Raw genomic sequence first — 21,302 nt, 5'->3', positions numbered from 1 at the left:
CCTAGAAAACCGCCGACGACCCACCATCCACAGGTAAACTAGACCAAGACCCCCAAAGGAGTACCCACCGTGAACCTCATTACACCCCTCGCCGCCGTCACCCTCGCACTCAGCCTCCTGACAGCCGCTGGCTGCAAGTCAGACCCAGGCGTCAAGTCCGGCTGGGTCGCCGGCGAAGACACCTCACAGGTCATCTGCTCCGACCCCGACCTACGCAGCGACCTCCGCACCGGTCGCTACGTCGTCACCCCCGGCTCCGCCGACACCCCCCTCCAGGTCACCGTCCCCGTCCGCTCCACCGACGACGACCCGGTCGCCATCCAATACCGCTACACCTTCTTCAAGCCCAACGGCGTCCCCATCAACCACGAAGCCGCCTGGCAGACCGCCGTCCTCGAACCCGACGTTCAAGAGTTCCTCTCCGGAACCGCCGTCGACTACTTCGCCTCCGACTGGAACCTCGAAATCCGACCCGATCGATCTCGCTAAACCTATTGTCAGCAAGGTATTGAGTGCCATCACCCAGGATGGCCCGAGTCATCACGCCCCAAGGCGTGTGACTCGGGATCGTAAACGCCCCTACCCCACACCCAGCCCTCACTTGGCACTGACCGCCCCGCCCGCTAAACTACTCGGCTCGGCCCACAACGGGCCCCAGCCCCAAAGGACCACGCCATGTACGCCGTGATCGAAGACAGCGGAACCCAGATCAAGGTCGCCGAAGGCGACAAAATCAAGATCGACCTCCGCGAACTACCCGAAGACGCCAAGACCCTCACCTTCGACCGCGTCCTCTTCGTCGGCGAAGGCGTCACCTCCAAACTCGGCGCCCCCTACGTCGATGGCGCCTCAGTCGAGGCCGACATCATCGAAGAAGGCCGCGCCGACAAGGTCGAGATCATCAAGTTCCGCCGTCGCAAAACCTATCGCCGACGCAACGGCCACCGCCAGGGCTACATCGAAGTCAAGATCACCAAGATCGCTGGCTAAGCCCAACTACCACTACCGATCCAAGGACCCCGGCGACAAGCCGGGGTTTTTTATTTGCCCAACTCAACACCCCGCCACGCCTCCGACAACAGCGCCCGTGCCTCCGGGTACTGAAGCACAAAGTTCCGCCGAATCACCCGATCCGTCGGAAACCACTTCCACAGATACACACCCTCAAACCACGGGCCCGCCTCACCCGTGACCTCAAGCGCAATCCGTAGACACCGCCGCTTGAGTTCCTCCCCCTCCGGGACGATCTCACCCCTCGGCTCATCCAACCAGGGCTCCCGCGCCGCGTTCACACTAGGCGCATACCCCAACTCCGTGAACAACACCGGCCGTTCCTGCTCAGCCGAATGTAGCCGTAGCCGCTCCATCACCCGCCCCCAACTCGACCGCAGCTCAGCATCCCTCGGCCGCTCCGCATTGGATAACGGGAAATAAGCCTGCACCCCAATCACATCCAACGCATCCCAGAACGGCACCTCCTCATACACATCCCAGTTCGCCGCATACGTTAACCGCCCGGAATAAACACCACGCACCTCAGCGATCAACGCCCGCCACGATGCCTCACGATGCACCGTCCCCTGCAACTCCGTCCCGACCACAAACAAGGTCACACCACCCCGCTCAGCCAGCTCCGCCTGATGAAGAATGAAAACGCGGTACGCCTCAAAGAACCGCGCCCACGACGCCTCATCGTTAAACGTAATCTCACCCCGCCAAGCAAAAGGACTCCTCCAGTAAGCCAGATGCGGCTTGAGCATCAACGCCATGCCCCGACGCTTGGCCAACGCCGCAGGCACCAACACCATCGGGTCGTCCGCCACGACCCGATACCCCACCGAACCATCGCCGCCAATCCGCGCATATGGATGGGTCGCCACGGCGTTCACCCCTAACCCCTGTAAATCCGTCAACGTCGGCCCCATCTCTGGACCATCCCACTCCCCTCGGCCATTTCGAAAACAGCTCACCGTCATCCCCCGCACCCGCTCCGCACCCGCACCTTCCAGCTCATCCGCGACAGCACCCCAACCAGACAACATCACACCCACCACCAACACCACCGCGACCAGCCAACAAAGCCCCCTCATCCACGCCCGTCCGACCGCCCATTCCGCCCCGACTCATCCTCATCCTCAATATCCTCTTCCTCCGGCTCCACCTTCATCCGCTCACCCGCCGCCCGCCAGGCATCCAGCGTTTCATCCTGCTCACCGCCACGCTCGCCCCGCGTTCGCAACTGCCGCCGCCACGAACCGAACAACGCCATCACCGCCAACACCAGAACCACCCCCACCACGACCACCAGCAGCGCATACATCGCCACCCGAAGCCCTAGAACCTGTGCCAGCATCATCATCGCCATCAGCTCAGACTACCCGCCACCGGCCCGCGGTACCGACAACTCGTCTTCCCCGTCTCCCAAACCCGCACCTCGTCCAGCACCACACCCGACCCCACTTCGCCCTCAGACCCCGCCAGCAAACCCCAGATCACCTGCGCAATGTGCTCCACCGAAGGATTCAACCCCGCGAACGCCGCGACATCCTCATTCAGATGCTTGTGATCCAGCACCTCGATCACCCGCCGATCCACCCAGCCATCCAGCGTCTCCGCCATCGGCACACCCCCCGCCTCATCCACCTCACACCCCACCGTCACGTCCAGCCGGTAGTTGTGCCCATGCCCCGCCGGGTTCGCACACTTGCCGAACAAATCAAAGTTCTCCGCATCATCACGGTCCGCCAACGCCAACCGGTGCGCCGACGAAAACTCATAGCTATGGGTCACCAGCACGCGTTCAGGATCACTCGCCAACATCCGCAACCTCAGCATCGGGGTTAACAACAACGCCACACCACTCACACCCGCACCCACCCCAGCCTTGACCTCCGTCAACACCTCCCCCATCAGCCGCCCCATCGCCACCGGCTTCCCAACCGACACCGCCCGACCCAGCACAGGCAGCACCCGCTCCCGCACCACCCGGTCCACCAGCCGGATGTCCACCAGATACCCCGTCGCCCCGTCCGGCTCCCCCTCGTAAGCCACCGTCACCTCGTAATACCGCCCCAATCCCCTCATCGCCGGCCACGCCGCAAAAGCATTGTCCACCCCGCTCGATAACGACGCACCCCGACCCGCATCCTCCGCAGGATCATTCACACAAACCCGTACCGTCCGAGTCAACTCAACCACAACCGCATATCCTGACCAGCGTGTCCAACATCTCCCCACATCCTAGGTCCCGCCCTTCACCCCCGGGCGCTCACCTTCTCAATCATCCCTCAAGACACCCCGCACGCGCTCGGACCACCAAACCCCTCACCCTCCTTCTCCTCCTGACCCTCACCCTCCTCACCGCCTGCTCCGAGTCCGCCCCCAACCAGCCCACCGCCTCGCCCCTCTCCCCCGAAGAAGCCGCCATCGCCATCGCCACCCAGGAATCCCGACTCCTCGAAGCCAACAACACCGGCACCATCCCCGCCCAACTCCAACAAGACATCCTCAACCTCGCCAAACAGCTCCCCGACAACCCCACCGCCCAATCCCTCGTCGCGCGACTCCAACTCGCCATCGGCCAGACCCAACAAGCCTACGCCTCCGCCCTGCACGCCCTGAGTCTCGACCCCGACCAGCCCGAACTACGACTCCTCACCGCCACCATCGCCGTCGGCCTCAACCAAAACGACCAGGCCATCCCCCACCTCGACCACGTCATCGCCCAACGACCCAACGACATCAAAGCCCTCCTCCTCCTCGGCACCGCCCAACTCCGACGCAACCAACTCGACGCCGCCCAGACCGCCTTCACCCGCGCCGCCCAACTCGACCCCACCGCCAACCGCGCCCACGCCGGCCTCTCAGGCGTCGCCGAAAAACGAGGCGACATCCCCGCCGCCCTACGACACCTCCGACAGGCCATCGACCTCACCGATGACCTCGCCGACCCCGATGCCTGGCGTAACATCACCATCCGCAAAGCCCGACTCCTCCGCGCCCTGGGCCGACCCGCCGACGCCGCCGCCGAACTCCGCAATCTCCCCCCCAACGACCTCGCCACTCTCGACGCCTCCCGCGAATACGCCCAGTGCCTGACCGACGCCGGCGACCCAGGCGGGGCCGCGTCTCACTTCGAACAACTCGCCCTCATCCTCCCCGAAGACGTCACTCTCGCAGCCGAAGCCGCCCGCTGGCGCTTCCGCGCCGGCGACACGCCCCGCGCCAACGACTGGCTCCAACGCGCACGCTCCATCAACCCCACCCACCCCCTCATCACCGAAGTCGCCGACGAAATCAGCTCACCCCTCACCCCGAACCAGCCGTGATCTTCCTGATGATGTTCGTCGTGCTCAACCCCGCACGAAGATCCACCAGCACAATCTCCCCGCCATACGCATCCACCACTTCGTGACCCACCACCTGGTCCCGCGTGTAGTCCGCACCCTTCACCAGCACCTCCGGCCGGATCGCCTCAATCAAGTGCGTCGGCGTATCCCGATCAAACACCACCACATAATCCACACTCTCCAACTCACTGAGCACCAGCACCCGATCACCCTCATGATTCACCGGCCGCCCCTCACCCTTGAGCCGATGAATCGACGCATCATCATTCACCGCCACCACCAATAAATCACCCGCACGCCGCGCCGCCCGCAGATACGCCACATGACCCGCGTGCAGAATGTCAAAACACCCGTTGGTCATCGCCACCCGCTTGCCCGCACGCCGATGAGCCGCCAACTCGGGTAGCAACATCTCCACCGTCCGGATCTTCCCCATCACCTCCGACTGCCGCGACAACACCGCCAACAACACCTCATCCAGCTCAATCGGCACCACCCCGAAACGCTCCACCTCTAACCCTGCCGCCAGATTCGCCAACTCCACCGACTCACGCCACGAACAACCATTCGCCCGCGCCGCCGCCAGCATCGCCAGCACCACATCACCCGCTCCCGTCACGTCATACACCGCCCGCGCCACCGTTGGCACCAGCTCAGGCGGGTCATCACCCACCCGCAGCAACGCCCCCTGCTTGTCTACCGTCAGCACCACCGCATCGAGACCCAGGTCACTCAACAACTGGTTAGCCACCAGGTCCAGCGCCTCCACCGGATCCCCATCACCCTCCACCGCCGTCGACCGCCCCGTCGCCAGCTCCGCCTCCGTCCGGTTAGGCGTGATCGCCGTCGCCCCCCGGTACTTCCCGTAATCCGCAATCGACGCCGGATCCACAAACACCGCCACACCATGCTCCCGCGCCCGATGCATCACATGCTGACACACCGCCTCACTGAGCACACCCTTCCCGTAATCCTCCAGACACACCACGTCCACCTCACCGATCAAACCATCCACCACCTCCAGCAACCGATTCGACGCCTCACGATCCAACGCCCCCTTCGACTCCACGTCCAGCCGAAACATCTTCTGCGGGTGACGATGCTGCGCCAGCCCCACCAGATTGTGCTTCACCGTCGTCGGACGATCCCCGCACCGCACCAGCCCCTTCGCATCCACCCCACCCGCCTCCAGCGCCTCGCACAACTGCCGACCCGACTCATCCTCACCCACCACACCCACCGCCATCACCGCACACCGCAGCGCCGCCAGCTGCCGACACACATTCGACGCACCCCCAGGCCGCGTCTCCTCCCGCTCCACAGCCAGCACCGGCACCGGCGCATCAGGCGACAACCGCTCCGCATTCCCATACGTGTACCGATCCAGCATGAAGTCACCCACCACCAGCACACGCTTCCGATCCCACCCGTCCAACCGATCCAGCAGACCCTGACCATTCATCCGCGCAACCCTTCAGCAAACAAACCAGCCAGAAGTCTATCCAGCTCATCCGACCCGCGAACCACCCGCGTCCCCAGCACCACCCGAACCACCGGTAAGCCCTCACCCCCGACAAGCCCCACCAGCTTCACCCAGTCCTTCTCCGTCGTCACGATCAGCTCCGCCCCAGCACCCCGCGCCGCCGCCATGATCCCCGACACATCCGCTTCGTTGTACGCATGATGATCCGCCGCCTCCCACATCCCCACCACCTCGCCCACCCGCTCCCGCAACATCGCCGCGAACGCCGCTGGGTTCCCCACCCCACACACCCCATACACCCGCCTGCCCGACAACACCTCCACCCCCATCGCCTCACCCTCCACACCCTTCAACCCCGTCCAATCACTCTCCGACCGCATCATCGCCACACTCTCGTGAACCCCACGCACCCTCCGCTCAATCGCTCCGATCTCCCCCTCACACACCCGATCACACCGCGTCACCACCACCCCATCCGCACGCCTCAACCCCCCGACCGACTCCCGCAGCATCCCCCGTGGCAGCAAGTGCCCGAAACCCCAAGGCGTCATCGCATCCACAAGAACCAAATCCACATCCCGCTTCACCCGCCGATGCTGAAAACCATCATCCAGCACAAACACATCCACCCCCGCATCCTTCTCCAGCACCCACCGCGCCGCCCGCACACGATCCGGGTCCGCAGCGACCATCACCCCGTCACCCAACGCCTCCCGATACACCATCGCTTCATCCGAACCCATCGCCCGCGGGCCCCCCGGCTCCCGCTCCTTCAGTTCCGTGCCATACCCACGCAGCAACACCCCCGTCAGCTTCCCCATCCCCTCCAGCCGCCGGACCACCTCCACCACCATGGGCGTCTTCCCCGTTCCACCCGTCGTCAGATTCCCCACCGAGACCACCGGCCGCCCCAGGTCCACCACCTCACGCCACCCTCGGTCATACCCCAGATTCCGCCACCACACCCCTGCCCCATACAACGGCTCCAGCAACCCCAGCCCAGCCCGCGCCACGACAGCTCCCAAACCCCGCGCCTCCCCCGACATCAGCTCCGACACCCCCCGACTCAAGCCCTCCCCCCCACAAACCCAAGCTCCGCCAGCACCGGCAGCAACCGCCGCATCGGCAACCCCACCACCGTCGTCTCATCACCCTCCACCTCGATCGGCCAGCCCGCCTCCAGCCGGTCGAACAGGTTGTAACCCCCCGCCTTGTCCCGCCACGCATCCGTCCCCAGATACGCCTCGATCACCTCATCCCCAACCTCGCCCCACGTCACCACCGCCGCATCCGAAAAAACTCGGTTCACCTCCCCGGCCGGGTCCAGCAGCGCCACCCCCGTAATCACTTGGTGATCGCAGTTCATAAACCCCCGCAGCATTGCCCGCGCCTCCTCCACCCCCACAGGCGTCCCCAACACCTCGCCCCCAGCACCCACACAAAGCGTGTCTGACGCCAAAATCCAGTCGTCCCCCGGGTGAACAGCGCACAAAGACCGCCCCTTCGCCAACGCCAGACGCTCCGCCAACCCCGCCGCCGTCTCACCCCCCTCCGTTACCGGACTCAACGGGTCCGAAAACTCAGGCGACAACTGCACAAACACCACACCCGCCTCCGCCAGCAACCGCGCACGCCTCGGCGAACGACTGGCCAAAATCAATCGCGACCTCGAAATCGAGCCTTCGGTCATCACCAAAACAGTGTAAGCCACTCGCCTGTCCGGGAATAACCCACGCCCAAACACTGAAATCGCCGATCATTTTCAAGGCGGGCAAAAACCTGCCCCGATAACCATGAACGGCGGTCGGCGCAACAACGCTTCGACCCACCGCCTGTCTCTCCCAAAGCTCCAGCCGAGCCGACGGAAGACAGACTCGAAGGGCCACGACGTGCGGACCATCTCGGTCATCAATCAGAAAGGCGGATGCGGCAAGACCACCGTCTCCATCAACCTCGCCGCTGTCCTCGCCGCCAAAGGCTTCCGAACCCTCCTCGTCGACATGGACCCGCAGGCCCACTGCGCCCTCGGACTAGCCGTCCCCGAAACCCAGATCGAACGCTCCATCTCCGATGTCCTCGCCGCAGGGCTCAACGGCTCCATCGCCATCGCCGACGTCGTCTGGCAGGTCGCACGACACTTCGACCTCGCCCCCTCCACCATGGCCCTCGCCGGCATCGAACAAAAACTCGCCCAGGCACCCGACAAAGACCGCCGACTCGCCCACATCCTCTCAACCGTCGATGCCAAGTACGACTTCTGCATCGTCGACTGCCCACCCTCCATCGGACTGCTCACCTTCAACGCACTCCGCGCCTCCCGCGAAGTCATCATCCCCGTCGAAACCGGCTACTTCGCCATGCGAGGCGCCGTCAAACAACAACAAACCATCGAGATGCTCTCCCGCCGAGTCGGCCACGTCGCACGATTCAAAATCCTCCCGACCATGTACGACGTCCGCACCAAACTCGCCCGCGAGATCCTCGCCGAACTCAAAAAACACTTCGGCGACAAACTCCTACCCGTCGTCGTCAACTTCAACGCCAAACTCAAAGAAGCCGCCTCCTTCGGACAACCCATCACCGAATACGACGCCTCCTCCAGAGGCATGTCCGACTTCGACCGACTCGCCGACTGGCTCCTCGAAAACGCACCCGCCAAACCCGTCTTCGACGGACCCGCCCAAGAACCAGAACCCTCCGTCAACCCAGCCCTCTCCCGCGCCGCCGAACTCGTCGAACGCGCCCGCGCCCTCACCGCACGAGTCGCCAACCCCGTCACGCCACCCACCGAAGGACAACCTCCCCTCGCCCCACAACACGAACACAACAACGGCGCTGCCCTCGCCATCGCCGAAGCACCTCAGACCGAACCCTCCCTCGCCGAAAAACTCGCCAAGATCTACGGCGTCCGAAAAACCCAGCAAGGCATGCTTTTCGTCCAGCCCGCCAATGGCGCCGTCAAACTCGAAATCGCCGGCGATTTCAACGACTGGAACCCCACCCAAACACCCATGCGCCGCGATGACAACCTCGGCGTCTGGCAGGTCTGCCTCCCTCTCCAACCCGGCCACTACCAATACCGACTCGTCGCCGATGGACGATGGTACAACGACCCCTACAACCCCACCGTCGAACGAAATCCCTTCGGCGACGTCAACAACGTCGTCGAAATCGCCTAGCGGGACCCACTATGGACGACCCCCGCACAAAACAAACACTCGACGAACTCGCCGATGTCTTCCTCACCGGCACCGATGACACGCCCACCAAAAGCGCCAGCGATCCCACACCCGAACACCTCCGACTCTCCGGCTTCGACCACGCCGACAACAACCACGAAACCGACGACGCCCCCGACGACGACGCCCAAAAACCACACGCCATCGGACTCGAAGCCGTCATCCTCGGAAACCTCCCCGGCCTGGGCGGCGCATGGCTCACCCAGTACGCACACTTCCTCGCCGAAGACCACGGTCCCATCGGACTCCTCCACGCCGACGATGACGCCCTCGACCTCGAAGTCGTCGGCGAACAACGCGAAACCGCACCCGGACGTATCCCTCCGGGCAGCCGCGAACGCGATGACCTCGTCGAAACCCTCGACGCGCAACTCACCAACCCCCACCAGCCTCTCGCCCGCATGCTCGTCCACATCGAGCCCTACCGCGATGGCTCCATCCAGCCCGTCGCCCTCGGCCGCCTCGCCGCCTTCGACCGCTGGACACTCCTCTGCGGAGCCGATGACGCCGCCGTCGTCGCCTGCTACCGACTCCTCAAACACCTCATCGAAGCCGATCCCTCCGCCGCACCGCGCCGCGTCGCCGTCATGATCCTCGGCTCATCCGAAATCGAAGGACTCGACGCCGCCCGAAAAGTCCAGGCCGCCGCCCAGTCCCACCTCGGCATCGCCGTCGATCTCGTCGGTACCCTCGCCCGCATGCGCCCCGTCCGTACCCGTCCCGTCGCGCGCTTCACACCCGCAGCCCGCATGTGGCTCCGCTTCCGCGGATGGATGGACGACCTCGCCCACAACGAAACACCCAACCCCACACCCCTCCCCGAAACACCCCACACCCCGCATACGACCCGTGACGGAGAACCGACCATGGGCCACCCCGCACACACCCTCCCCGACATCGAACTCGAAGCCTTCCACCAGACTGACCCCGAACCAAACCAAACCGAAGCCACACCCGAAAACAGCAACGACCCCGCAGACCTAAGCGGGGGGGCAGCAAGATCACGCATCGGCAAGCTCGCCCAGCCCATGACCCGCAGCGGCCACACCCCACACACCGAAACCACCACCCCTCAAAACACCACCGCAACACCCCCCGAACCCGACCTCGCCCAACTCCTCATCGATCACGAAGACCTCGGCCTCGCCGACGCCATCAAACTCGACGCCACCTGCCCCCATCAACCACACATCAAACTCCTCCTCGACGCCGACGGCCGCCTCCACCTCATCCAGCGTCACCGCAAGACCCCCCGAACCGCCACCACCCGCGACACCACCGACACCGACCTCGCCACCCTCCACACCGCCCTCCTCGACCTCGCCGACGCCCGCCACTGGGCCACCGAACACCGCCAACTCCTCCAACTCACCCAGCGCCAGTGCCGCTTCGACCCCGAAGCCGCACCCGTCATGCACCTCATCACCGAACGCCCCGACCTCGGCCTCCAACTCACCCGCCGCCTCGGCTCCAAACTCCACCTCCACCTCCTCCAACACATCCGCCTCGCCGACCTCTCCGGCTACCACCTCACCCCCCTCACCTAACCCAACACAACCAACCATCCGGCTCCAACGAGCCCCGGACGGCAGTCCGGGGTATTCGCACCCCACCCTCTGGACCGAAGAATCAATCCAACAACACCCCGCCCCCTCCCCTCTCTCCTTTCAACTCTCTTCTCTCCACTCACTACACCCCCCCCATCTTCACCCCTCCCCCACCCCAATAAACTTGCCCCCACGCCCCCATCGGCCATCGTTATAGAACCGGGGCCTACCATTCCCGTGCGCCCATCTCGACCGCCGAGGAGAACCCATGACCGCCCGCTCCACCTGCCTCCTGACCGCCGCCCTGACCGCCTGCGTCACCACCTCCGCCCACGCTGATTCTGTGGCCAGAATTTGGAACGAACAACTCCTCGACGCCATCCGCGCCGACACCGCCCGACCCACCGTCCACGCCCGCAACCTCTGGCACCTCTCCATGGGCATGTACGACGCCTTCGCCGCCTTCGACGATTCCATCACCCCCTACCTCGTCGATGAAACCGCCACCCTCAACACCGACGCAGCAAAAAACGAAGCCATCTCCTTCGCCGCCTACCGCATCATCCAGCACCGCTTCGTCACCGGCCCAGGCGGAACCGGACCCGGCCGCGGATTCACCGACTTCCAGACCAAATCCCAGATGGTCAACCTCGGCTACAACTTCAACAACACCAACACCACCGGCGACTCACCCGCCGCCATCGGCAACCGCATCGCCAACGCCGTCATCAACCACGGCCTCAACGACGGCAGCAACGAAACCCTCGACTACGCCGACCCATCAGGCTACTCGCCCGTCAATCTACCCATGCGCTTCGACGACCCCGGCACCCCACAAACCGACCCCAACCGCTGGCAACCCCTCGAGTTCGTCGGCGAACGCATCGACCAGAACGGGCAAACCATCACCAACCCCGTCCAGGAGTTCCAGACACCCTGGTGGGGCGATGTCAACGGCTTCGCCATCTCCGATGCCGACCGCAACCCCATCAACAACGTCCACCACGACCAGGGGCCTCCCCCCCAGTTGAATGGAACCGGCGACGCCATCTTCCGGGAGTCCGTCAACGAAGTCATCCGCTACTCCGCTCTCCTCGACCCCAACAAGAACCACGACTACATCGACATCTCACCCGCCTCCATGGGCAACCGCACCCTCGGCAGCTACAACGATGTCGGCCACGCCATCAACCCCCACACCAACCAGCCCTACACCCCCGAACTCGTCAAACACGCCGATTGGGGACGCATCGTCGCCGAGTTCTGGGCCGACGGCCCCGACTCCGAAGCCCCCCCAGGACACTGGAACACCATCGCCAACGATGTCGCCGACAAAATGAACCAACTCGGCATCGAAAAACGCATCGGCGGAACCGGACCAGTCGTCGATGAACTCACCTGGGATATCAAAACCTACTTTGCCCTCAACGCAGCAGTCCACGACGCCGGCGTCGCCGCCTGGAACCACAAAGGCTTCTACGACTATTCCCGACCCGTCTCCATGATCCGATACATGGGACAACGCGGACAAGCCTCCGACCCCAACCTCTTCATCGAAGTCGATGGCGACCTCGTCGCCACCTACCACCCCGAAGGGCTCACCCTCGAACCCGGTCTCGTCGAAGTCATCACGCCCGAAACCACCGCCCCAGGCGGAAAACACGAACACCTCGCAGGACGCGAAGGTGAAATCGCCATCCTCTCCTGGACCGGTCCCCCAGAACCACCCTTCCTCACACCCGACGACGTCGGCGGTGTCGACTGGGTCCTCGCCACCGAATGGCTCCCCTACCAACGCGACACCTTCGTCACTCCACCCTTCGCCGCCTACGTCTCAGGACACTCCACCTTCTCACGCGCCGCCGCCGAAGTCCTCGCAGCCATCACCGACTCCGACTACTTCCCCGGCGGACTCGGCACCTACGACTTCCCCGCCGCCAACTCTCTCTTCTTTGAATACGGACCCTCCGAGCCCATCCAACTCCAATGGGCCACCTACTTCGACGCCGCCGACGAAGCCGGACTCTCCCGTCTCTACGGCGGAATCCACGTCCGCGCCGACGACCTCCCAGGCCGAATCATCGGCGCCGAAATCGGACAAGACGTCTGGGACCTCGCCAACCTCTACTTCACCGGCTCCCAAATCCCCGAACCCACCTCTCTAAGCCTCCTCGCCCTCAGCCTCCTCACCCTCAACCGCAGAACCCCCCGCTAACACCCACACCCCCGCCTCGCCGATAAACTCATCGAGGCCACCATGAAACCCCAAATCACTCTAGTCATCACCACCCTCGCCCTCACCGCCTGCTCCTCCATCAGCCCGCCCATCCCCCATCAACACGCACACACCTCGCTCAGCGCCGTCGAAACGAGCACCGTCGATAACATCGACAACACCACCGCCGAAACCGCCATCCTCACATTCCTCGCCGGCATCGATGAAACCCTCGATATCATCGAAAAAGAAAACACCAGCCACACCATCAAAAGCACCAAAGACACCACCACCGAAGAACGACTCGACCGCCTCTACAGCAACATCGATAAGCAGAATAACGCCTTCAAACAAACCCTCGCCCACCTCCGCGACCAACTCCTCAAGGTCGCCAGCCCAAAAGCCTGGGCCCAACTCTTCATCGCCGACTAAATACTGGCTGCTCACACAACGCCGCCAAGCCCCCACACACCCTAATGAACACTTAAATTCACACCCAACCCGCACTACCCTGAGCACTTGCACCCGCCATGCCCAGGAGTAGCCATGCGCAACCTCATCACCGCACTCGCCCTCATCGCCACCCTCACCGCCTGCAACACACCGCATACAACACCAACCGCCACGCCAGCCGCGACACCCACACCCCACATCACCCACACCTTTGCACCCCCAGGCGAATCCAATGTCCGCTCCTCCATCCAACTCGCCCAAGGCATCGCCCTCATCGGCACCGAAGAAACCGCCGACATCTACAAAACCACCGACCACGGCGTGACCTGGCGCAAAACCACCGACGCCGGCGACCTCTGGGACGCCGCTGACATCCGCAACTTCATCCGCGCCCACGACAACACCCTCTACGCCACCACCTCCGAACCCGCCCTCATCCTCAAATCCACCGACGAAGGCGAAAACTGGTCCGTCGTCGCTCGACCACAAGCCTCACGCACCGTCGCACTCACCCAACTCGACGATGGCACCATCCTCGCCGGACTCCGTCGCTCAGAAAACAACCGCATCAGCATCATCCGCTCCGCCGACGGCTTCCAGACCTTCGACCACATCCCCCTCTCCGACGCCCTCCCACGACAAAACGTCACCTGCCTCATCGGCCTCGGCCAAGGCGTCGTCCTTGCCGGAGTCGGCTTCGAAGCCTCCGGCAAAATCTTCAAATCCACCGACGCCGGCCTCACCTGGCGACAAACCGCCGACTTCCCCGACGCCCGCGACCTCATGCACTTCTTCACCGCCAACAACCGCATCCTCGTCACCGCCTCCGGCATCGCCACCCTCTACGCCTCCGATGACCAAGGCGAAACCTGGACCACCGCACACCAGATCTGGAATAAAGGCTTCCTCGGCGAAACCACCACCCTCACACTCAACAACCAGAAAGCCATCATCCTCAGCGCCACCGACCAACGACAAAAACCCTCACGACACGTCCTGCTCATCTCCACCGACAACGCCAACACATGGCAAGAATGGATCGAACTCGCCAAAGACAACACCGGCGGAGCCAGCAACCTCGCCGCCATCAACCCCAACACCCTCATCACCGGCACCGGCAACCACGCCACCCAAGGCTACGTCTACACCGTTACCACACAACCCCCCACCCCCTGATCCACCACCGGGTGGCCCGACTCATCGCGCAGCATGATTCGGCAACCACAACACTCGGGTGGCCGGGGTCCGGCAAAGCCGGCCCCCGGATCCCAAACACCCTCCTTCGGGATTCCACGCACCTTCAGGCGCGTGCCAACCACCCACCCGTAACAACCCCCTACCCCACACTATTTGCCAAACCACCCCGTTTTTCTCTTGGTCTACCCCCCCCCACAAGTAAAATAGATAAAGAGTCGTAACCAGCTAGCCCCGCCTCACTCCGGAGGAGACCAACATGATCACCCCCCGCCAAACCGCCTGCGCCGGACTGCTGATTGTGTGCGCCTCAGCGTCTACATACGCAGACATTTTTGAATGGCAGTACATCGACCCATTGAATCCGTCATTAGGCAAGCAGCAGTCCACCACACTCACCCCTGATGGAGCAGGGATGGTTGCCGAACCCGAAGCTTTCCTCAATGAAATTGACCTCACAAAAGCGTGGCTCGATCAGGCCAACCTGACCGATGCAAACTTCTACAGAACCGAACTCGTGAACTCCACTGTCCGCAATGCCCAGCTGGTCAGAACCTACTTAGTCCGAGCCAACCTGACCAACACCGATTTCTATGGCTCAGACCTGACTGATGCACGTTTTGACCGCGCGAATCTGACTGGCGCGAATCTCACCGACACGAACGTCACACATGCCGACTTTTCTCAAGTAACCGGTCTCACCTACCAAATGCTCCAGAGCACCCGGAGCTTCCAGGACGGCGACCTCACAGGAACCATCCTCGGATCGATCAAGCTTCACTACTGGGACTTCAACAATCTCAATCTGACCAACGCTTACTTTGGCGCCTCCGACCTGCTGGGTTCGACTTTCGCGGGATCCACGATCGTGGGTGCCAACTTCCAACGCGTCAGCAACTTCCAGTTTTCAACGCTGCAAAGCACAGCGAGCTACCAGAACCAGAATCTCACAGGCATAGTTTTACATCTGCTGGATATGCCCGGTTGGGACTTCTCTAATCAGAACTTAGCCAATGCTAATCTTTCGAACTCAGATACGACTGGCGCTAACTTTGACAACGCCGACCTATCGAACACAGACTTCAACAACGCAAAGATCTCCGCAGCAAGCATGTCAGGGGCCATCATCACAGGCGCACGCTTCTCCAACATGCAGCAGAACAGCCTCACGCAGGCCATGCTCCAGAGCACGCAGAGCTATCAGAACACCAACCTGTCGAGCCTCAACCTGGACGGCAACGATCTCACAGGATGGGACTTCAGCGGCCAGAACCTCACCGACGCCAGCCTCAGGGCCGGCAGCATATCGTCCTTCCAATCAGTCCTGACAGACGCCAACTTCAGCCACGCAAACCTGACACGAGCCGACCTCGGCGGATCCTTGCGGTATGAGCACGCCCCACGCAACAACGCCTCCTTCCGCAACACGAATCTGACCGAAGTCAACTTCCTCCGCAACGATCTGACAGATGCAGATTTCACAGACGCGATCATCCGGGGTGCGCGATTCGATCATACGGTCGGCTTCACGGTCCAGATGCTCGAGAGCACCAGCAGCTACAAGGTTCGTGACCTGCAGGATGTCTCCTTCATCGCAGCGGACCTGTCCGACGCCAACCTCGCCCGACAGAACCTGTCCCGAGCCAACTTTCAGATCGCCTCGCTGACCAACGCCAACCTCGCAAACGCCGACCTCGACGGCGTCAACCTGCGCGACACGATCATGCAGGGCACCGACCTGCGCGGCGCCCGCAACATCACCCGCGAGCAACTGGTTCGACCTGATGACTGGTGGAATCACCCTCTTGTCTACCCTTCAAATATCAACAATCTCATCTTCCCCGACGGACAGATCGATGGACTGACCATCGATATCGATGCCTCTCTTCGCATATGGGATTACCAGCCCGATCCCAGCGGGCAGCCGGTCCCAATCACCATCGTCCAGCAGCTAACGATGCTGCAGGGTTCCACCCTCAGGATGGTCTTCGAAGACAACGAATGGGGCTCGACAATCAACTTTGAAGAACCAGAGACACACGTCTCCCTCAACGGAACCCTAAGCCTCGAAATCGATAGCAGCCTCACGATCAACGACCTCCTGGCACTCAACAACACCACCTTCCATCTCTTCGATTGGACCTACGCAAATACCTCCGGCTGGTTCGATCAGATCACCACCAACACCCCTATCGGGAACTTTGATATCACGAACTTAGCCACCAGCGGCACGGTCGTATTCACAATCGACTCACTGATCCCAGGCGACACCAACCTCGACCTCACCGTCGACCTCACCGACCTCTCCAACCTCGCCGCCAACTTCGGACAACCCGCCACCTGGGCAGGCGGAAACTTCAACGGCGACAACATCGTCGACCTCATCGACCTCTCCATCCTCGCCACCAACTTCAACACCGGCAACGGCCTACCCATCCCAACCCCGGCCTCCGCCACCGTCCTCGCCCTACTCACTCCCGCCCTCCTCCGCCGCCACCGCTGACCCAACACACCCCCCCCCCAACCCTGCGACGCTCGCGCCAGCGAGCGAAGCAGGGCCACCGCCAAACATTGTCGAGTGACCGAAGTCTGACAAAGCCAGCCCCCGGACCACAATCGCCGCCTCCACGAGGCCCAAGTTTCTTACAGGCCAGCAAACCACAATCCCATCTGCCCGCTGCAAATAGATTTGGAGATGCAAAAAACCCTTATAAAATACTAGTCTTAACCGGAGGAGAAAGACATGCTTATCGTACGCTCAGCAGCCATGGGGCTACTGCTTCTATGCGGTTCCACCAGCCTCTGCGTGGCCCAAAACGGCTTCTACGGCATCGGTGACCTCGAGGGCGGGGACACCAGAAGCACCATCAACGGACTCAGCGGAGACGGGCGAACCGCAGTCGGCTCCAGCGAAGGCTCCGCTGGCTCTCAGGCCGTCCGATGGACACTCAAGAACGGCCTCGAAACATTCCTCACCTCCACCGATGCAGCGACGAGCATCGCAACCGCCACAAGCCACGATGGCTCCGTCATCGTGGGCAGGGCCGACACATCAGCCTACAGGTGGTCCAGAACCGATGGGTTCCACAGAATCAATCTAATCGGCGGCTCAAACTCGAGTGCCCAGGACGTATCAGGCGACGGACGAACAGTCGTTGGAATCTCATCCTCTCGCGCCTTCAAGTGGACCTCCGAAACAGGAGCCATCGAACTCGACGACGGCAACGGAAACAGACTCTTCGCAGCAGCAAGAGCCGTCAGCTTCGACGGATCAATCATCGCCGGCGGGGTCAATCCAAGCCAATCGCAAGGCCCCGTCTACTGGGACGCTGACCTCAAACTCCACCCCTTGGACCTGAGCGAACGACCAGAAAGAGGAAACACCCTGGGCATGACCGATGATGGGAGCCTGTTTGTAGGCGAAAGTCAAGGCAGCTTCGGCATAGCCTTCACATCCACACCCGAAGGCGGCCTATCTCGTCTGCCTCGAACAAGCTCGGACACCAGAGCAACAGACGTCTCAGCGGATGGATCGATCATCGTGGGTTACGACCCAAACGGTGCAATCATCTGGCTCGACACCACCCTCTACCGCATGGATGCCTGGCTCGCGTCCCAGCACAACCTGGACCTCCAGGGATGGCAGCTGTCGAGCGTGTTAGCCCTCTCAAACGATGGCACCGTCTTCGCCGGTCAGGGCTTCAACCCAAACGGCAACCTGGAAGGCTGGGTCGCCATCATCCCCACCCCCACCTCCGCCACCCTCCTCGCCCTCGCCGCACCAGCCCTGCTCCGCCGCCGCTGACCCAAACCCTCCCCTGAACTCTCTACTCTCTTGTCTCAACTCTCTACGCGGGCCACAGGCCCGCGTGCGCACATTCCACCGCACTTTGACCCCCTCAAACCACGTTTGATTGACGAGTCCGGTCGCCAAACGCCCCAAAACCGACCAAAAAACACGTCCAAAGGGTGGCTTGATGGCGAGAACTAGCCCGTATTCCGCAGCCCCGACGCGATCGCCTGGATCGACAGCCGCACCGCCAGCTGCAGGTCCCGGTTCTCCGCCGTCTCCTCCGTCGGGTCGCCGCCCGCCGCCACGACCGCCCGCTGACGCCGTAACAGGTCCACCTGAATGAAGTTAAGCGCGTCTACATACGGGTTCCGCACCCGGATCATCCGCTGCAACCAAGGCGTACCCTCCAGCAACCCGCCCCGACCCGTGATCCCCAGCACCGCCTCCGTCGACACCGCCACCTCATCCCGTATCATCCCCCAAATACTGAGGTTACGATCAGGGCTCTCCCCTAGCGACGCATAAAACCGCGCGATCTCCGGGTCGCACTTCGCCAGTGCCAGCTCCGCATTGTCCACCAACGCCGTGAAAAACGGCCACCGCACATACATCTCCGCAACCTCATCCTTCTCCTGATCCGACAAGGCCTTATAGCCGCTGCCAAACCCGAAGAACGCGTTGAGCAACTGCCGGCTCTGCGTCCACGCAAACGTGTACGGGATCGCCCGCAGATCACTCAGCGTCGTCTGCGCCGTCCGCCGACTCGGCCGCGACCCGATCGGCATCTGCTCGATCGCCGAAATAGGCGTAGCACTCCGGAAATACGCCACAAACCCTTCCTGCTCAATCAGTTCCCGATACGCCCCCCGACTCGCATCCGACATCCGCTGCACGATCCCCGGCCATTCCGCAGGGATCTTCTGATCGTGCGCCGCCGACGCCAACAGCGTCGCCGAAAGCACCTGCTCCAGATGCCGGTCCGCCACCGCCGGATCGTCGTACCGCTCCGCCAACACCTCGCCCTGCTCCGTCATCCGCAACCGGCCACGCAACGCTGAAGAAGGCAGACTCGCAATCGCCCGCGCCGCCGGACCCCCGCCCCGGCCCAGCGCCCCGCCTCGCCCGTGAAAGACCCGCAGCTTGATCCCATGCCGGTCCGCGATCTCCGCAAGCTGTTGCTGAGCATGATGTAACGACCAGTTCGAACTCAGATACCCCCCATCCTTCGCCGAATCCGAGTACCCCACCATCACCACCTGCTCCCCGCCCGTCGCCTCCACATGCGCAAGGTATGCCGGATTCGACAGCAACTGATCAAGGATCTCCGGCCCGTGATCCAGATCGTCCACCGTCTCCAGCAAGGGCACAATCGGCTGCGGGTACAACCGCCCCGACGCCCCGGAATCCAGCGCCGCCCCCAGCCGCGACAGGTAAAGCATCGCCAGAGCATCACTCGGCTCGTGCGTCATCGAGATGATCTGCATCCCCAGCGGGGCCTCGCCCCGCGTCCGCGCAGTCCGCTGCAACACCCGGAACGACTCCACCAGATCGTGCGTCGGCTCACTCAGCGTCGCCGCCTGCATCGCCGCAACCCGATCCATGGTCATGGGTTGCGTAAGATACGCAATCCGTTCCGCCTCGCTCATCGTCTCGATCCCACCCCCCTCAGCCACGCGCACAACCCCCGCGTCACGCTCCGCCTTCAACAACTCGTTGATCGCCGCCCGCAGCGAATCCGAGTTCTCCCGCACATCCAGCCGAAGCAGGTGCAGCCCGAACGTCGCCACCCGCACCTGCCAGTCACGCAGCTCAGCATCCGCCAGGTCGTCATACCCCAGCGACCGCAGGTATCGCTCCACCAGCCTCAGGTCCGCCGCCAGCTCCTGCGCCGAGCCGTAAGCCCCTCGCTCAGAATCAGTTGTGCGCTTGAGCCGGTACCGCACCACCGTCATCCACTGCCGCAGCAGCTCGTCATCATGCACATCCCCGATCCGCGACCGCAGCCGCGGCCACCGCGCCGCCGCCCGCGCGATCGCCGTCTCCAGCCTCGCCCCCTCAGGCGTCGTCCGACCCACCCGATGACGCGATAGCGTCAAGCGCAAATGAAGGTCCTGGCAGGCTTTAAGATGAAGCTGAATCGCCGCCCGATGCAGCCGCAGCAGCGTCCCCGCCGTCACATCAACCGTCACCGACGGGTTCCCATCCCGATCCCCGCCAATCCAGTTCCCAAACCGCAGCACCGACCGCACCGGCCGATGCCCCGTCGCGTCAATCACCGGCCGCTCCGCGTCCAACGCCCGCTCCAGGTGCCGATGAATCTCCGGAACCACATTCCAAACCGTGCGCACCGCAAACAGAGCGCGCCCCAGCTCGTCATCCACGTCAGGCCGCCGCGGCCGGAGCGTGTCGGTCGTCCAGAGACAAACCAGGTCCAGCCGAAGCCGCTCGATAATCCTCCGACGGGCTGGCCGGATCAGACCCGGCTCGTCGAGCCGCCCCAGGTTGTTACGCAGCCGCGCGATGATCCGCCGGGCCGTCTTGCGCTTGGCCTCGGTCGGATGCGCCGTAAACACCAGCTCCACATCCAACGCCTCGATCAGCGGGTCGATCTGATCACGCTCCAGCCCGCGATCGCGCAGCGCCATGATGCTCGCCGCGATCGAACCCTTGACCACGCCCCGCGCCGCCCGCTGCCGGAGCACGCGGATCCGATGCCGATCCTCCGCAAGGTTCGCCAGGTCAAAAAACAGCCCCAGCGAACGAACCACCTCGATCAGACGATCAGTCGGCAGTCCCGTGATCAGCTTGTTGATCCGCTCCTGCGACCGGCTCGGGTCGTCCGCGTCCTGCCGACGGGTCATCTGCTCGCGCAGACCCAGGATCTGCGTCCACAGGTCACGCCCCTCGTGGTCGATGATCACCTCGCGGAGCAACCAGGTCAGCAGACGGATATCCCGCCGCAATGGTCGGTCGCCAGCAAACGTCTGTCGGGCAGCAGGATCGGGCATCAATCAGGGGCTCCGCACGGG

General features: G+C 63.1%; 17 protein-coding genes. 10 read left to right on the top strand and 7 right to left on the bottom strand.

Annotation, left to right across the window (positions count from 1 at the left end; translation table 11 throughout):
• Window positions 1–69 precede the first annotated feature (69 nt).
• The gene (locus tag RIG82_09330; protein MEQ9461138.1) at window positions 70–489 is read left to right on the top strand and encodes a DUF1425 domain-containing protein; all 420 of its coding nucleotides are present in this window, start codon (window positions 70–72) and stop codon (window positions 487–489) included.
• A gap of 186 nt (window positions 490–675) precedes the next feature.
• Complete coding sequence (gene rplU / locus RIG82_09325; GenBank protein MEQ9461137.1) at window positions 676–990, top strand: 50S ribosomal protein L21; 315 nt, start codon at window positions 676–678, stop codon at window positions 988–990.
• 50 nt (window positions 991–1,040) lie between these two features.
• Here rplU and RIG82_09320 read toward each other — a convergent pair whose 3' ends face one another.
• Genes RIG82_09320 through RIG82_09310 form a run of 3 tightly spaced genes read right to left on the bottom strand, consistent with a single transcriptional unit; the run spans window position 1,041 to window position 3,198 of the window.
• A complete protein-coding gene (locus RIG82_09320) occupies window positions 1,041–2,090 on the bottom strand; it encodes a glycoside hydrolase TIM-barrel-like domain-containing protein (protein ID MEQ9461136.1) in 1,050 nt (349 codons plus the stop codon).
• Complete coding sequence (locus RIG82_09315; protein MEQ9461135.1) at window positions 2,087–2,365, bottom strand: hypothetical protein; 279 nt, start codon at window positions 2,363–2,365, stop codon at window positions 2,087–2,089. The genes RIG82_09320 and RIG82_09315 overlap by 4 nt, the downstream gene beginning before the upstream one ends.
• The gene (locus tag RIG82_09310) at window positions 2,365–3,198 is read right to left on the bottom strand and encodes a 6-carboxytetrahydropterin synthase (GenBank protein MEQ9461134.1); all 834 of its coding nucleotides are present in this window, start codon (window positions 3,196–3,198) and stop codon (window positions 2,365–2,367) included. Before RIG82_09310 ends, RIG82_09315 begins: the two co-directional genes overlap by 1 nt.
• 20 nt (window positions 3,199–3,218) lie before the next feature.
• Here RIG82_09310 and RIG82_09305 point away from each other — a divergent pair, with 20 nt between their 5' ends.
• Window positions 3,219–4,328 carry a tetratricopeptide repeat protein gene (locus RIG82_09305; GenBank protein MEQ9461133.1) on the top strand — a complete coding sequence of 370 codons (1,110 nt, stop codon included), beginning with the start codon at window positions 3,219–3,221 and terminating at the stop codon, window positions 4,326–4,328.
• On the opposite strand, the gene rfaE2 is transcribed toward RIG82_09305, so the two are convergent.
• Genes rfaE2 through RIG82_09290 form a run of 3 tightly spaced genes read right to left on the bottom strand, consistent with a single transcriptional unit; the run spans window position 4,309 to window position 7,522 of the window.
• Window positions 4,309–5,811, bottom strand: coding sequence for a D-glycero-beta-D-manno-heptose 1-phosphate adenylyltransferase (gene rfaE2 / locus RIG82_09300; GenBank protein ID MEQ9461132.1), 1,503 nt, complete (start codon window positions 5,809–5,811; stop codon window positions 4,309–4,311). The two genes, RIG82_09305 and rfaE2, sit on opposite strands and share 20 nt — an antisense overlap.
• Complete coding sequence (lpxK, locus tag RIG82_09295; protein ID MEQ9461131.1) at window positions 5,808–6,890, bottom strand: tetraacyldisaccharide 4'-kinase; 1,083 nt, start codon at window positions 6,888–6,890, stop codon at window positions 5,808–5,810. Before lpxK ends, rfaE2 begins: the two co-directional genes overlap by 4 nt.
• An 8-nt stretch (window positions 6,891–6,898) precedes the next feature.
• A complete protein-coding gene (locus tag RIG82_09290) occupies window positions 6,899–7,522 on the bottom strand; it encodes a Maf family protein (GenBank protein ID MEQ9461130.1) in 624 nt (207 codons plus the stop codon).
• Between the two features lie 103 nt (window positions 7,523–7,625).
• Here RIG82_09290 and RIG82_09285 point away from each other — a divergent pair, with 103 nt between their 5' ends.
• From RIG82_09285 to RIG82_09255, 7 genes are all read left to right on the top strand, one after another.
• Window positions 7,626–9,011 (top strand): AAA family ATPase, encoded by a 1,386-nt coding sequence (locus RIG82_09285; protein ID MEQ9461129.1) that lies wholly within the window; start codon window positions 7,626–7,628, stop codon window positions 9,009–9,011.
• Window positions 9,012–9,022: 11 nt separating this feature from the next.
• On the top strand, window positions 9,023–10,618 hold the full coding sequence (locus RIG82_09280; GenBank protein MEQ9461128.1) for a hypothetical protein: 1,596 nt from the start codon (window positions 9,023–9,025) through the stop codon (window positions 10,616–10,618).
• Between the two features lie 268 nt (window positions 10,619–10,886).
• Window positions 10,887–12,833, top strand: a complete 1,947-nt coding sequence (locus RIG82_09275) for a vanadium-dependent haloperoxidase (GenBank protein MEQ9461127.1) — start codon at window positions 10,887–10,889, stop codon at window positions 12,831–12,833.
• 42 nt (window positions 12,834–12,875) lie between these two features.
• Window positions 12,876–13,265 carry a hypothetical protein gene (locus RIG82_09270; GenBank protein ID MEQ9461126.1) on the top strand — a complete coding sequence of 130 codons (390 nt, stop codon included), beginning with the start codon at window positions 12,876–12,878 and terminating at the stop codon, window positions 13,263–13,265.
• Window positions 13,266–13,379: 114 nt separating this feature from the next.
• On the top strand, window positions 13,380–14,462 hold the full coding sequence (locus tag RIG82_09265; protein ID MEQ9461125.1) for a sialidase family protein: 1,083 nt from the start codon (window positions 13,380–13,382) through the stop codon (window positions 14,460–14,462).
• Between the two features lie 277 nt (window positions 14,463–14,739).
• Window positions 14,740–16,983: a pentapeptide repeat-containing protein gene (locus RIG82_09260; GenBank protein MEQ9461124.1), complete on the top strand. Its 2,244-nt coding sequence runs from the start codon at window positions 14,740–14,742 to the stop codon at window positions 16,981–16,983.
• 240 nt (window positions 16,984–17,223) lie between these two features.
• The gene (locus RIG82_09255) at window positions 17,224–18,285 is read left to right on the top strand and encodes a hypothetical protein (protein MEQ9461123.1); all 1,062 of its coding nucleotides are present in this window, start codon (window positions 17,224–17,226) and stop codon (window positions 18,283–18,285) included.
• A 182-nt stretch (window positions 18,286–18,467) separates the two neighbouring features.
• Here RIG82_09255 and RIG82_09250 read toward each other — a convergent pair whose 3' ends face one another.
• On the bottom strand, window positions 18,468–21,281 hold the full coding sequence (locus RIG82_09250) for a phosphoenolpyruvate carboxylase (protein MEQ9461122.1): 2,814 nt from the start codon (window positions 21,279–21,281) through the stop codon (window positions 18,468–18,470).
• Between the last annotated feature and the right edge of the window lie 21 nt (window positions 21,282–21,302).

The sequence above is a fragment of the Phycisphaeraceae bacterium genome (assembly GCA_040222855.1).
Taxonomy (GTDB): Bacteria; Planctomycetota; Phycisphaerae; order Phycisphaerales; family Phycisphaeraceae; genus Mucisphaera.
Note: the sequence above shows the minus strand (reverse complement) of the source record. Positions and strands in the feature narration are given on the sequence as shown.

Coding starts and splice junctions, on each gene's coding strand:
- rplU (MEQ9461137.1), top strand. CDS start 676: ATGTACGCCGTGATCGAAGACAGCGGAACCCAGATCAAGGTCGCCGAA.
- RIG82_09320 (MEQ9461136.1), bottom strand. CDS start 2,090: ATGAGGGGGCTTTGTTGGCTGGTCGCGGTGGTGTTGGTGGTGGGTGTG.
- RIG82_09315 (MEQ9461135.1), bottom strand. CDS start 2,365: ATGGCGATGATGATGCTGGCACAGGTTCTAGGGCTTCGGGTGGCGATG.
- rfaE2 (MEQ9461132.1), bottom strand. CDS start 5,811: ATGAATGGTCAGGGTCTGCTGGATCGGTTGGACGGGTGGGATCGGAAG.
- RIG82_09290 (MEQ9461130.1), bottom strand. CDS start 7,522: ATGACCGAAGGCTCGATTTCGAGGTCGCGATTGATTTTGGCCAGTCGT.
- RIG82_09285 (MEQ9461129.1), top strand. CDS start 7,626: ATGAACGGCGGTCGGCGCAACAACGCTTCGACCCACCGCCTGTCTCTC.
- RIG82_09280 (MEQ9461128.1), top strand. CDS start 9,023: ATGGACGACCCCCGCACAAAACAAACACTCGACGAACTCGCCGATGTC.
- RIG82_09275 (MEQ9461127.1), top strand. CDS start 10,887: ATGACCGCCCGCTCCACCTGCCTCCTGACCGCCGCCCTGACCGCCTGC.
- RIG82_09270 (MEQ9461126.1), top strand. CDS start 12,876: ATGAAACCCCAAATCACTCTAGTCATCACCACCCTCGCCCTCACCGCC.
- RIG82_09265 (MEQ9461125.1), top strand. CDS start 13,380: ATGCGCAACCTCATCACCGCACTCGCCCTCATCGCCACCCTCACCGCC.
- RIG82_09260 (MEQ9461124.1), top strand. CDS start 14,740: ATGATCACCCCCCGCCAAACCGCCTGCGCCGGACTGCTGATTGTGTGC.
- RIG82_09255 (MEQ9461123.1), top strand. CDS start 17,224: ATGCTTATCGTACGCTCAGCAGCCATGGGGCTACTGCTTCTATGCGGT.
- RIG82_09250 (MEQ9461122.1), bottom strand. CDS start 21,281: ATGCCCGATCCTGCTGCCCGACAGACGTTTGCTGGCGACCGACCATTG.